Origin of the sequence: Methylomonas sp. LW13, assembly GCF_016865255.1 — a bacterium.
Classification (GTDB): Bacteria; Pseudomonadota; Gammaproteobacteria; order Methylococcales; family Methylomonadaceae; genus Methylomonas.
In genome coordinates, this window is sequence record NZ_CP033381.1 from 2,737,300 (window position 1) to 2,750,871 (window position 13,572).

The 13,572-nt window shown below is 51.2% G+C and carries 12 protein-coding genes; 2 read left to right on the top strand and 10 right to left on the bottom strand.

Translation table 11 applies throughout. The features are described 5' to 3' along the window. Window positions 1-25 precede the first annotated feature (25 nt). Window positions 26-3,397: a mechanosensitive ion channel domain-containing protein gene (locus tag JL719_RS12260; protein ID WP_033158722.1), complete on the bottom strand. Its 3,372-nt coding sequence runs from the start codon at window positions 3,395-3,397 to the stop codon at window positions 26-28. A gap of 43 nt (window positions 3,398-3,440) precedes the next feature. Here JL719_RS12260 and JL719_RS12265 point away from each other — a divergent pair, with 43 nt between their 5' ends. Together JL719_RS12265 and grxC are read left to right on the top strand one after the other, a co-directional pair. Beyond that, the gene (locus JL719_RS12265; RefSeq protein WP_051670368.1) at window positions 3,441-4,103 is read left to right on the top strand and encodes a class II aldolase/adducin family protein; all 663 of its coding nucleotides are present in this window, start codon (window positions 3,441-3,443) and stop codon (window positions 4,101-4,103) included. 37 nt (window positions 4,104-4,140) lie between these two features. After that, the gene (gene grxC, locus JL719_RS12270) at window positions 4,141-4,395 is read left to right on the top strand and encodes a glutaredoxin 3 (RefSeq protein WP_033158647.1); all 255 of its coding nucleotides are present in this window, start codon (window positions 4,141-4,143) and stop codon (window positions 4,393-4,395) included. Window positions 4,396-4,545: 150 nt separating this feature from the next. On the opposite strand, the gene JL719_RS12275 is transcribed toward grxC, so the two are convergent. The 9 genes from JL719_RS12275 to trpB all read right to left on the bottom strand — a co-directional run bounded on the left by JL719_RS12275 (window position 4,546) and on the right by trpB (window position 13,571). Further along, on the bottom strand, window positions 4,546-5,124 hold the full coding sequence (locus JL719_RS12275) for a PilZ domain-containing protein (protein WP_033158648.1): 579 nt from the start codon (window positions 5,122-5,124) through the stop codon (window positions 4,546-4,548). Window positions 5,125-5,210: 86 nt separating this feature from the next. Then, the gene (locus JL719_RS12280; protein ID WP_033158649.1) at window positions 5,211-6,401 is read right to left on the bottom strand and encodes an O-succinylhomoserine sulfhydrylase; all 1,191 of its coding nucleotides are present in this window, start codon (window positions 6,399-6,401) and stop codon (window positions 5,211-5,213) included. 11 nt (window positions 6,402-6,412) lie between these two features. Beyond that, window positions 6,413-7,921, bottom strand: coding sequence for an amidophosphoribosyltransferase (gene purF, locus JL719_RS12285; RefSeq protein WP_033158650.1), 1,509 nt, complete (start codon window positions 7,919-7,921; stop codon window positions 6,413-6,415). 12 nt (window positions 7,922-7,933) lie between these two features. Further along, window positions 7,934-8,452 (bottom strand): CvpA family protein, encoded by a 519-nt coding sequence (locus JL719_RS12290; protein ID WP_033158651.1) that lies wholly within the window; start codon window positions 8,450-8,452, stop codon window positions 7,934-7,936. A gap of 28 nt (window positions 8,453-8,480) precedes the next feature. Beyond that, window positions 8,481-9,317, bottom strand: coding sequence for an SPOR domain-containing protein (locus tag JL719_RS12295; protein ID WP_033158652.1), 837 nt, complete (start codon window positions 9,315-9,317; stop codon window positions 8,481-8,483). An 11-nt stretch (window positions 9,318-9,328) separates the two neighbouring features. Further along, window positions 9,329-10,594, bottom strand: coding sequence for a bifunctional tetrahydrofolate synthase/dihydrofolate synthase (folC, locus tag JL719_RS12300; protein ID WP_033158653.1), 1,266 nt, complete (start codon window positions 10,592-10,594; stop codon window positions 9,329-9,331). 11 nt (window positions 10,595-10,605) lie between these two features. Continuing rightward, window positions 10,606-11,544, bottom strand: a complete 939-nt coding sequence (gene accD, locus JL719_RS12305) for an acetyl-CoA carboxylase, carboxyltransferase subunit beta (protein ID WP_033158654.1) — start codon at window positions 11,542-11,544, stop codon at window positions 10,606-10,608. Window positions 11,545-11,568: 24 nt separating this feature from the next. Further along, window positions 11,569-12,372 carry a tryptophan synthase subunit alpha gene (gene trpA, locus JL719_RS12310; RefSeq protein WP_033158655.1) on the bottom strand — a complete coding sequence of 268 codons (804 nt, stop codon included), beginning with the start codon at window positions 12,370-12,372 and terminating at the stop codon, window positions 11,569-11,571. Further along, window positions 12,369-13,571 carry a tryptophan synthase subunit beta gene (gene trpB / locus JL719_RS12315; RefSeq protein WP_033158656.1) on the bottom strand — a complete coding sequence of 401 codons (1,203 nt, stop codon included), beginning with the start codon at window positions 13,569-13,571 and terminating at the stop codon, window positions 12,369-12,371. Before trpB ends, trpA begins: the two co-directional genes overlap by 4 nt. Window position 13,572: the final 1 nt, after the last annotated feature.

The following is a 13,572-nucleotide window of genomic DNA, read 5'->3' on the forward strand; positions in this document are numbered from 1 at the left end:
TTGAAATCGGCTAATAAACCGCACCTCATTCGTTCAATATGCCTTTCGCGACCGAACGGATGTGTACATCGCGCTGCGGATAAGGTATCTCAATATGATGGGCCAGCAAGGCTTCGTAAATTTTCGTGTGCAGACGATGGGTAACCACCGTCCTATCGCTGAGTTCGCGGACAAATACGTTAATTTTGAACTGTAGGGCGCTATCACCAAAACCAATAAAGATTACCAACGGTTCCGGGTCACTCAGTACTTGTTCGATACTTTTTACCGCATCAGCCAGAATTTTCTCGACCATCTCCACGCTGGTGCCGTAGGCCACGCTGACCGGCACCACCACCCGGGTGACGGTATCCGATAACGTCCAGTTAATCAATCGATCGGTAATAAAGGTTTTATTCGGCACTACCAACTCTTTTCTATCCCAGTCGACAATATGCGTGGCCCGCATTTGAATGCGGCTGACCCGGCCGGTCACATCGCCGACCGTGACCGTATCACCCACACGAATCGGCCGCTCGAACAACAAAATAATGCCCGACACCATGTTCGCGAAAATCTCCTGCAAACCAAAACCTAAACCCACCGACAACGCCGCCACCAACCATTGCACTTGCGACCAACTGCCACCAAGCTCGTTGGCAATCGCCAGAAAGGCCACGGTAATCAGTGAATAGCGCACCAATTGAATCAGCGCGTAACGGCTACCGGCGGTCATCGCGAACTTGCCGGCGGTTATCAAATCGACCAGAGCCGGAAAATTACTGGCAAATATAAAAGCCAGTCCGCTATACACTAAACAAATCAATAGATTGATCAAGGTAATGGGCGCTAATATTTCCTTGCCGTCCACCATTTCACTATGCTGCCACAGCACCACCTGATCGAATACCGTCAAAGCCGGTAAAATATCGCTCCAGATCATCCAGAAACCGACCAACATGATCACCATGACCACCGTGGTCAACAACTTATGGCTTTGCTGATTAATTTTGGAAATATCCAGCAACTGCTCCTCGACAGGATACCCCCCTTCCAGATTGGCGCTGCTAACGGCGGCTTGCTCGACCTGCTTGCGTTTTTTTTCCGCATTCTTCAACGCCAGCTTGCGTTCGGTATTGCGCAACCAACGCAATAACAAGCCTTGGAACAATACGGTGAGAAATATCAAACGCAAGCTCATTATCAACTTGCCTTGCAGTTCCAGCGCACTTTGGTAATAACCCGTCACCCCAAAACCGATGATTACCAAGGGTACCAAAATCGCAATTGCGTACCACACATAGCGCAAGCGGCTAATCCAGCCTTCCGATTGCAAATACCAGTTTTTTGCCAATCCCGACTGCGGGTGCATCAGACGGTGAAACAAATAGGCCATCGTTGCCATCATCACGATCAACGCAGTTCGGCCCAATGCATAACTGTGTTCGGAGAACAGATCACTACCGGTCATTGAGATAAGAAACACGCAGGGCACCAGTATGAATCGGGCCCACTTCATTTGCGTGTACAACAACAAAATAGCGTGATCAGACCAATGGAACAGGGTATCCGCGACACCTCTCGGCCTAAATAATCGATAGAAGAATTGCACCAGGCACAATGACAAGGCCGAAGCGATTAAACCGGCGGCGAACGAGTGACTGAAAAAATCGGCTCGCGCGTTCAATATCAGCACGCCACCGATCCAGGCCATCAACAAGGCCCCGTAAAGAGACATCAATAACAGATAAAGCAGACTGGAAACAATATCGCCAAAATTGTGATTGATAGCTTTTTTTGCTAACAGCACGGCGAGTTGCTGCTTGATTCGAACCCGGAAACGCCAATGTAGTATTACGATACCCAAACCCACCAATACCAGGAGCGGGAAATGGTTGATGCCATCCCAAAAAGCCGTCGCCACACCTAGCCAATTGCTCGGACTCATGAACCATAGCAATGAGGAAAAAATTTCCTGGAAATAATGTTTGTCGATAACCGGCGCACTAGGCACCCACAATAAACGCTGATCCAGATAGCCGCTAAATTTATCGGCGATACTCAACATTTGCTGCAAACTGAAATCAACGTCACCCAAGAGCCGGCCGTAGTCGTTATACCCGCCCGCCAGTCTTGCCACCAGGTCTTTCTGGTCGTTCAACAACATGCGTAACTCGGTACGCACCCGTAGCCTTTCCGACTCGTCCGTCTCCGCCGGCAATTGGGCAATGCGCGTCAGCAACACCTGGTTAATATCGGCCAGACTTTTTTTGGCCTCGTCCAACTTGAACATTTCCAGACTGGTCAAGGCAATCTGGTTTTGAACCTCTTCACTCAAGGTGCCGTATTGTTTACGTTGGGGCAAGTTACGGCGCTGTTCGCGCAGTAAATTGCCCAAAGCAGGACTTAAGCCCGCCAGGCTGATTTTTTGCTCGGCGCTCTGAAAATCTTTCTCCAGCTGCTTATATCGAACGTCTATTTCATTTTTTTGGAGCGAGTACTGCTCCATGTTTTTATTGATTTCCTGCAAACTGCGGTTGAACTGCATGTTCTCTTTCGTGGCAGCCCGAATCAACGGATGTTTGCCCTCCGCGTCCTTTTCGGCCTGCAATAATGCTGCCTGCTCTTTATCAGTTTCCTGTTGGCGCCGCTCCAGCAAGAAATTATCGAGGTCAGCAATTAGTAAACTCTGCTGCTCCCGTTGCAGGGTCAACAGATGTACACGATCCTTGTTAGCTTGCAGTTGCAAGGGATTACTAAGATTTTCCAATTCCAGCGTTTTCAGCGTGCTGTTTAACAGACGAATCCGGCTATCTAGTTGTATCTGCCTGGCCTCTTTTTGATATAGATTGTCGTCAGCCCTGGATGCCAAACTCTGCTGTTCCTGCTGACTGGAAGTCTGTTTGCTCTTGATTTCGGAGACTTTTTCCCGAATCCATTGCGGCCGGCTGTTCAATTCGCCCAAAGTCGCTTCAATACGGCTGATTTCGGCGTCTAAATCGCTAAGCTTGGTTTTTTCGATAAGCAGGCGTTGCTCCAACTCATCCGTCGGAAAAATCACCAGCTTCTCAGACTTCCTATTTTTTAAATTGCTCTCGGCCTCAGCTATTTGCCTTGCCAATTGCTTCATTTCTATCGGTAGGCTGTTTAAAGCCTGCTTGAAGGATTCGGCTTGCGCGTCCTGTGCCTCCAATTCGTTGAGGTTATCTTCACTTTCGTGATACGCCGCCAAAATCCGGTTTTTCTGTTCTTCAGGCAGATTCTGCTTATCTTTGATGACTTGAATACGTTGCTGTATATCGGTATGCGACAGCGTTTTGTTGGGCGGGTTTTGATTTGCGGCGTGGGCAAGGTTTAAACTGATCAACAAAAACAGCAAACAAAAGGCAAAGCCGGGTCTTAAAAAATTTGGTTTCATGCGTTGGCTGGATAAAAAATAAATCTTAAAACACATTATAAGAATGGAAAACGGATTGAGCGAACTGGAAGGTGTTATTAAATATCGCCTTGATCATCAGCATGGCGAGTTCGCGGCAGACATTGATATCAGCGAACTCAACGCCTGGCGCAGCCTGTTTTATCGCTTGCGGCTGATTGGGCAAATCGCCGAAAAATACGCTGGGCTGGGATTTGGCAATATCAGTCGACGCTTGGCTCCCGGTGGTCAGGCGTTTTTGATCTCCGGCACACAAACCGGACACTTGCCGGTCCTTAACAAGCAACACTATGCGCTGATCGAAAGCGCATCGCCGGAACGTAATACCATCAAGTCGCGCGGCTTATCTCAACCGTCCTCGGAAGCACTCACCCACGCCAGCGTTTATCGTCAACACCCGGCAATTGGTGCCGTGATACATGTGCACTGCCCGGAGTTGTGGTTGCAGACCAACCGGCTGAATCTGGCTTTTACTGCGGCAGACGTGCCCTACGGCACCCCGGAAATGGCCAACGCCGTTGCCGAGTTATTTACCTCAGGTAGACTGCAACAAACTGGATTATTCAGCATGCTTGGTCACGCTGACGGGATTGTGGCATTTGGCGCGACCTTACCCGCAGCGTCCTGCTTATTAATCGAGGAACTCGCCAAGGCCATGACTATTGAGCAAAAGCAGCCGTCGCTTTAGAATACCTTCATTCATTAGCATTTATTAATTTTTTCTCATGCCGGAAATTATCATTTACACCGCGAAGCTCTGCCCGTATTGCACCATGGCAAAAAAACTTTTTGATCGCAAAGGCGTCGGCTATACGGAAATCAATGTGGATGCCGAACCTGGACTACGCCAGCAAATGATGGAAAAAACCAAACGTCGCACGGTACCGCAAATCTATATCGGTGAGCGGCATATTGGGGGGTTTGATGATTTGCATGCGCTGGATATGAGCCACGAACTGGATCCGCTATTAAACGCTTAAGCAGGTCAGCACGGGTTTTGACATGAATTTTTGGACTCGTTTCTAACTAAATGAGTCCAACTGCGATATACATATTCGTATTGTGCACGTTAACGTCTGACCCAAAACTCCCCAGAGCGAATGAACCGGCGCAAGCGGGTTAACCTGACTTTATTTAACGATGACCAGTTGCAGACCGAGGCGGGTGACCAGCTCGTTGCTCTCGACCCAAACCACTTTGCCCAAAGCGCTCAATCCCAGTTCAGCAGCCAACAACTTAACCGGAGCGTTGACCTTAATACAGGAATGATGACCGGTTAATTTCAGGCACATACCCTGTACCGAACGATTCACACCTTCCACGTTGAAGCGCTCCTTGTCGATAAACAATTCGGCTTTAAACGCTTCGAGTTTGCGGTAACCGCACCGCTTGCGCCAAAGTTTGTGGGCGTTATGCACGACATCCCGAAACTCCAGGCCCATCATGATGCGGTTGCGTTCCCTTTTAACCCAAACAATATCCACCTCGCCGGCCAACATTAATTCGGCGACAAATATTTCAGCTTGCCGGTCTTCGTTCAGCAACGCTTCGAAATCCTGGATAGTGGTGAGCAAATCGCCAGGACTGACTTCGACCATCGCGCCTTTCAGCGACACATCGTAGCAATTCAGTTGCAAGGTTTCGCCACCCACAAACAGTTGGCCTTCCGCGTTAAAGTTTTTTCGGTACTCTTTTCTATCCTGAAACATGATCGCAATCTCTCTATAACGTCGGTCAAAGATAGCTTAATTTTGGATTTGCGTGGCGCGACAGCAGGCTTGACCGACCCGCACCATCAACAATTTGTCAGTCCGTTAAGCAAATCGGCCTTGATGTCATCGACATTTTCCAAACCCACCGAAATTCTCACCAAGCTGTCTTTGATTCCCGCTTCGGCTCTGGCCTCCGGGCTCAAGCGGCCATGTGTAGTGGTCGCTGGGTGAGTGATGGTGGTTTTAACATCGCCCAAATTCGCCGTAATCGACAACATGCGTGTCGAATCAATCAGCTGCCAGGCATGATCTTTGCCACCTTGCAATTCGAAACTGACCACTGCGCCGAAATGCGTCTGCTGGCGCTTAGCCAACTCGTGCTGGGCATGCGATTCCAATCCGGGGTAATGCACCTTGGCTACGGCCGGTTGTTGCTCCAGCCATTTGGCCAGTTCAAAAGCATTGTCGCAGTGTGCTTTCATGCGCAAAGCCAGCGTTTCCAGTCCACCCAGAAACACCCAGGCATTGAACGGACTCATCGTCGCACCGCCGGTACGCAGATAGGGATACACGTATTTTTCGATCAATTCTTCATTAGCCACCACCGCACCGCCGACGCAACGCCCTTGGCCGTCAATGTATTTGGTCGTGGAATGCACCACCAAATCGGCGCCGAAGGTTAATGGCTGTTGCAAGATCGGCGTGCAGAACACGTTATCAACCACCAGGAGCGCACCATGCCGATGCGCTATATCGGCTATGGCCTGAATGTCGGCGATTTCGATTAACGGGTTTGAAGGCGTTTCCAGAAACAAAAACCGGGTATTAGGCTTAATCGCCGCTTCCCAGGCCGCCGGATCGGTCAAGCTGACGAAATCGGTCTCGACGCCAAATTTGCCGAAATAATTTTGGAAAGTCAGTACCGTGTTGCCAAACACACTGCGCGAACAGACTACATGGTCGCCGGCCTTCAGCAGAGCCATGCCGACCGCCATGATCGCGGCCATGCCCGACGCAAACGCCAGGCAGCGCTCGCCTTTTTCCAGATACGCTAAACGCTCTTGAAACGCGCTGACGGTCGGATTGGTGAAACGCGAGTAGATATTGCCGGGTTGCTTTCCGGTAAAGCGCAGCGCCGCTTCCTCAGCCGATTTGAACACATAGCTGGAGGTTGCAAATATAGGAATGCTATGTTCGTCTTCGTGAGTACGCTTGTGCCCAGTGCGGATGGCCTGAGTTTCTGGGGCATAATCTTGCCAATCAAATTCACTCATTTCGGGTCCTGTTACTTTGCAACCTGCATCTCTATGATAAAGCTGCTGCTGTTGCGCAATTCTTGCGCATTGTCATTGCGCAAGGCTTCGATGCGCGCCAGATAAGCATCGTCGATATCGCCGGTAATGTAATCGTGGCTGAAGCATGAGGTATCGAAATGCTTGATGTCCGGATTACCTCTACCGACCGCTTCGATCAGATCGTCCAAGCTTTGATAAATCAGCTTATCCGCGCCCAAGGCCTGGCAAATTTCCTCCTCGGTACGGTCGTGCGCTATTAACTCATGCGCGGCAGGCATATCAATGCCATAGACATTGGGATAACGAACCGGCGGCGCCGCAGACGCAAAATATACTTTCTTGGCACCGGCATCGCGGGCCATCTGGATGATCTGCTCGGAAGTCGTGCCGCGCACGATGGAATCGTCTACCAACAATACATTCTTACCGTCGAATTCCAGCGAAATGGCATTTAACTTTTGCTTGACCGATTTTTTTCGCATTTTTTGACCGGGCATGATAAAGGTCCGGCCGATATAGCGGTTTTTCATAAAGCCTTCGCGAAACTTCACACCCAGGTCGTGGGCAATCTGCGACGCAGCGGTACGGCTGGTATCCGGAATCGGAATCACCACGTCGATGTCGTGGTCCGGCCATTCCCGTTGAATTTTTTCTGCCAGTTTTCTGCCCATCCGCATTCTGGCTTTGTACACCGAAATATTGTCGATGATCGAATCCGGCCGGGCGAAATACACATATTCGAAAATACACGGGCAATGATCGACTAATTCGGTACATTGCCGGGTATGTAACTGACCATCCGCTTCGATAAACACGGCCTCGCCCGGCTCAATGTCGCGTATCAATTGAAAATCCAACACGTCCAGCGCCACGCTTTCGGAAGCGATCATGTAATCAGTGCCCTCCTCGGTTTTGCGTTTGCCGAACACAATGGGGCGAATACCGTGCGGGTCGCGGAAACCCAATACGCCGAAACCGGCAATCATCACCACTACCGCGTAAGCGCCGCGAATCCGCTTATGTACCGCGCTAACCGCTTGAAACACATCATCCACGGTTAGTTTGAGTTTGCCGAATTGCGCCAATTCATGCGCGAATACGTTCAACAATACTTCGGAATCTGAATCGGTATTGATGTGACGTTGGTCATCCATGAACACCTGGTATTTCAGTTCTTCGGTATTGGTCAGGTTGCCATTGTGCGCCAAGGTCAAACCAAACGGCGAGTTCACGTAAAAAGGCTGGGCTTCCGCAGAACTGGTGCAACCGGCGGTCGGATAGCGCACATGGGCTATGCCCATATTACCTTTCAGCTTCATCATTTGCTTGCTGGAAAATACATCCCGCGCCAAACCGTTATCCTTACGCAAATGCAAACGGCTACCGTCGCACGTGACAATACCGGCGGCATCCTGACCCCGGTGCTGAAGTACCGTCAGGGCGTCGTATAAATCCTGATTAACACTTTGATTGGAAACAATAGCGGCAATACCACACATAGCAGACCCAAGTTATCGATAATGGATGTAATCCGCCAAACCGGTCGGCATGTGGGTTTTCAACCACATCGCCAAGGCTTGGAACGGAGGAATGAGAAGGGATTGTTTCCACCAGGGATCTTCCGGCAACGGCGTTAGCCCGGCCAGCATCACCAACAAGGAAACCAGTACCGCCCCCCGGGCAATACCGAATAACATACCCAGCAGACGATCACTACCGGTCAAGCCGGTCTTCTCGATAAGCTGACTCAGCAAAAAACTGATTAAACTACCCAAAATTAAGGTGGCGAAAAAAAGCAACGCGAACGCGGCGGCGATTCTGGCCGAAGGATAGCTGATGGTCGATTGCAACAATACCGAAACTTCCCGGCAGTACTGCGTTGCCACCCATACCGCCACTATCCAAAGCACCAATGCAAACGCTTCTTTAACAAATCCGCGCATTAGGCCCATTATCGCCGAAATCAAGATAATGGAGATGACGACGTAATCCACCCACAGCAACTTGGCCCAGGGTACAAAATCCAACATGGTCTAGCCGGCTAAATCAAACAAACGACTATTCGTCCGCCGAAACAAAACTGTTGACGTTAATTTGCGCCAATTTGGCTTTAACTGCCTGGGCCTTGGCTTTATCGACGATAGGCCCTATGCGAACTTTAAACACAGTACCTTTATCGCTGGCTACCTCCCTGACCGATGCGGCGAAACCTTGTTGCTTCAGATTATCCTGCAAACTGACGGCGTTAGGTTTTTGACTGAACGTACCCACTTGCAAATACCAGCGATTGCTGTCCTCGGCCGCCGCCGGCGCTTTGCTGGCCGGTGTAGCCACCTGTGCAGGGGCCGCAACTGCCGCTACCTCTGCTTTGGGTTCAGGTAATTTGTTAACCGGTTTAAGCACTTTCGGAGTCGGACTCACCGCTTGTAAAGGCTGGACGGCAGGCGCCGGCGATTTACTTGGCTTGCTAAGGACTGCCGGCGGCACGTCTTCCGCTTCAGCGGGTTCTTCATCGACTTGCGCCACGGCTGCCGCCTGTGTAGCAGGTTTGGCGGCCGGCAGACTGCGTAGCGCCGGCGCGGTCTCTTTAGCGGTCAATTTAACTTGTGGCTTGGGCGCTTCCAACTCTGCTTCCGATTCGCCTTCTTCCAGCACTTTCATCGTTTGTTTGGGCGCAGTCTCGGCCGGCAGAGTTTCCGCCACCTCTTCAACTTTTTCCGGCAAAGGCATGATTTCCACATCTTGAGCCTTGGCAGGCAGCTCGGGAATTTTCAATTCATTGATGCTTTTGCCGGTTTCGTCTATCGGGTCGTCAAATAACATCGGCACGAAAATCGCCGCCAACGCGGTAATGACCGCCGCACCAATCAATCGCTGCTTTAACTCTTGATCCATTCTGATCACCTCTAAGAAAATTTCGATAAATATTCGGATACTAGAAAAAAAGAACCAAAAATCAAAAGCAAGTCGTCCTGTCCGGTATTTTGCCGGGCGGTTTGAAATGCCTCGGTAAAATCGGTAAAACCGCTACGGACGTTATCCAGGCCTTGTTGCTGAAAGATGGTTTCTAACATATCCGGAGTTGCAGCGCGAGGATTAGCAAGTGGCGCTAAATACCACGTGGTCACTCTGTCGCGCATCATGTTCAATACGCCGGCAATATCTTTATCCCGCATCATTGCAAAAACTGCATGTATTCTGATCTCGGGGAAGTATTCAGACAAATAGTTGATTAATGTTTGCACAGCCTGCGGGTTGTGCCCGACATCAAGCAAAATGCGCGGCGCGCCGGCAATCAACTGAAAACGTCCTGCTAGCCGGGCACTTTCCAAGCCTTGCCGAATTGCATCGTCACTGACCGCTAATAAAGGCTGTAGGGTGTTTATAGCCATAATCGCCGCGGAAGCATTTCGATATTGGTGTTCGCCCTTAAACGCCGGCGCCGGCAAGCGATCTATTTGCTTATCCGCAGAGCGCCATTCCCAGCTATCGCGCTGTTTTTGATAACTGAATTCGCTGTCCATTTGCAGCGCAATGGCTCCGACTTGCTCGGCTACTTCGACTACTGAGCGTGGCGCTTGCGCATCGCCGATTATAGCCGCCACACCGGCTCTAAAAATGCCGGCTTTTTCCCGACCGATGGCTTCTTCGGTATGCCCCAGCCAATCCACATGATCAAGTGCTATCGTCGTCACAATCGCTGCATCGGGGTCAATAATATTCACCGCATCAAGTCTGCCGCCTAAACCGACTTCCAGTAACTGAATATCCAGATCTGCCTCGGCGAAAATACCCAAGGCTGCCAACGTGCCAAACTCGAAATAGCTCAAACTGGTCTCGCCGCGCGCCGCATCAATGCGGGTAAAAGCATCGCAAATCAAGGCATCCTCGACCGGCACACCATCAATACGAATGCGTTCGTTATAGCGCAAAATATGCGGCGATGTGTAGGCGCCAACCCGGTAGCCCGCGGCCCGATAAATCGCTTCCAGAAACGCCACGCAGGAACCCTTGCCGTTGGTACCGGCAACGGTGATGGTTAGCGGTTTTTTTTGTTCGGGATTAAGCTGCCGATATACGCCGGCAACTCTTCCCAACCCTAAATCGATAGGCCGAGGATGTAGTTTTTCCTGCCAATCCAACCAGGCTTGCAGCGAATCAAAACGTGTCATTTCGACCGTATTTATTCCTGAGACTGCAGATTATCGCTCTCACCCTGATTGCTTAATGGCTCGCTGGTGGCAATCACTCCGACCACGTCGGCGCTGCTGCCGGCGCACATAATAGCCAGGATGCTGGCTATTTTATCGCGCATCTCGCGACGATCAACGATCATGTCTATGGCCCCGTGTTCCTGCAGAAATTCGCTACGTTGGAAGCCTTCCGGCAATTTTTCCCGCACCGTTTGTTCGATGACTCGCGGGCCGGCAAAGCCGATCAAAGCATCCGGTTCCGCGACGTTAATATCGCCCAACATCGCCAGACTGGCCGACACCCCCCCCATGGTGGGGTCGGTCATGAAGGAAATATACGGAATCCCGGCTTCGGCTAGTTTGGTCAAGGCCGCGCTGGTTTTGGTCATTTGAAACAGCGAGAACAAAGACTCCTGCATTCTGGCACCGCCACTGGCAGTAAAGACGATGAACGGCACACCCAAACGCAAACTTTCGTTGACGCCACGCACGAATCGCTCACCAACCACCGAACCCATCGAGCCGCCCATGAAACCAAAATCAAACGCCGCAGCAACGATACCGACACCTTTAAGTGTGCCCTTCATCACCACCAACGCATCGTTTTCGTTGCTTTGTTTTTGCGCCTGACTAATCCGGTCTTTATAGCGCTTGCTGTCCTTAAATTTCAAAGGATCGCTGGGCTTTAATCCAGCACCGATTTCTTGACATCCATCTTCATCCAAAAACATATTCAGGCGTTTGCGCGCCGAAATGCGTAAATGGTGATCGCATTTTGGGCAAACGCTTAAGTTTTTCTCCAGCTCGGCGTTAAACAAAATCGCATCGCAACGCGGACATTTATTCCACAAGCCTTCCGGCACGGTGGTTTTCTTCTGCGAGGATTCGGTTCTGATGGCAGAGGGAACCAGTTTTTCAAACCAACTCATTCGGTGTAGTCTCCGCTTGAAAGCTTAAACATCCATGGCTGCGCGCATGGATTTCAATAAAGTGATGATCTCATGCTTGGCTCGCTGAGGATCATCGAGATTCGCTTCTATTTTACTGATCAACGCGCTACCCACCACGACGCCGTCAGCAATCGCGGCGATGGTTTTCGCCGTATCGGCATCTTTAACACCAAAACCAACCCCAACCGGCAGTGCAGTATTCTGGCGAATGAGTTGCAACTTTTCTTCGACATCGGCGGTATCCAGATGGCCGGCACCCGTGACGCCTTTCAGAGACACGTAATACAAGTAACCGCTGCCCACTGCATCCATTTTCTGGATCCGTTCAGCATTGGTGTTCGGCGCTAATAAAAAAATTTGATCGATGCCGCGGTCGCGCAGCATGCGAACACAAGACTCGGATTCTTCCGGCGGCAAATCCACCGTCAATACGCCATCAACCTCAGCGCGCTGTACGGCATTCGCAAAGTCTTCGTAACCCATGATTTCAATAGGATTTAAATAGCCCATCAACACCAATGGGGTGTCCTGATCGGTTTTACGAAACTCCATGGCCATGCTCAATACTTTCCGCAAGCCAACATGATGAGATAAAGCCCGCTCGCTGGCGCGTTGTATCACTGGTCCATCAGCCATTGGATCGGAGAAAGGTACGCCTAGCTCGATCACGTCGGCACCGGCTGCCACCATTTCATGCAGCAGTGGTACGGTAAATTCCGGATAAGGATCGCCGGCTGTAATAAAAGGGATCAAGGCTTTGCGCCCGGAGGCTTTTAATTCAGCAAATTTATTGGCTAAACGGCTCATAGACTGATGCCCTCGCGTTGCATAATGGTGTGCATGTCTTTGTCGCCGCGTCCGGACAGGTTGACGATAATAATTTGATCCTTGCGCATGGTGGGCGCCAGTTTCATCGTGTAAGCCATCGCGTGGCTGGACTCCAACGCCGGGATAATGCCTTCCATTTTGGTCAGAGCATGGAAGCCTTGCAGCGCCTCATCGTCGGTAATATTCGGATATTGAGCGCGGCCGGTATCTTTCAACCAGGCGTGCTCCGGGCCGACACCGGGATAATCCAGACCGGCGGAAATCGAATGGGTTTCAATAATCTCACCGTCGTCGTCGGCCATCAGATAGGTGCGATTGCCGTGCAATACGCCGGGTCTGCCGGCCGATAACGGCGCGGAATGACGACCGGTTTCGATGCCGTCGCCGGCAGCCTCGACACCATACATCTTCACGTCGGCATCGTCGATAAACGGATAGAACAAGCCAATGGCATTGGAACCGCCACCAACGCAAGCGACTAAGGCGTCGGGCAATTTGCCGGCTTGATCCAGGCATTGTTGGCGCGCTTCTCGGCCTATCACGGCCTGGAAGTCACGGACCATGGCAGGATAAGGATGCGGACCGGCTACGGTACCAATAATGTAAAACGTATTATCGATATTGGTCACCCAATCGCGCAAAGCTTCGTTCAGCGCGTCTTTGAGAGTTTTGGAACCCGACTCGACCGGCACCACGGTGGCGCCCAACAACTTCATCCGGTAAACATTCAAGGCTTGGCGCGCGACATCGACAGCGCCCATATACACTACGCATTCCAAACCCAGGCGCGCAGCTACAGTGGCAGTTGCAACGCCGTGCTGGCCAGCGCCGGTTTCGGCGATGATACGAGTCTTGCCCATGCGCTTCGCCAGCAGAGCTTGCCCAACAGTGTTATTTACCTTGTGCGCGCCGGTGTGATTGAGATCTTCACGCTTCAGATAAATCTGCGCACCGCCCAGATGCTGGCTCCAGCGTTCGGCGTGATACAGCGGCGACGGCCGGCCAACATAATCGCGCAGATCCGCATCCAGCTCGGCAATAAACTCCGGATCCAGCATATAGCGCTGGTAGGCTTCGTTCAGTTCGGTTATGGCCGGCATCAGCGTTTCCGCAACAAAAATACCGCCGTAAGGCCCGAAATGGCCCCGGGTATCCGGCATATCGTATCTTTCTGTCATA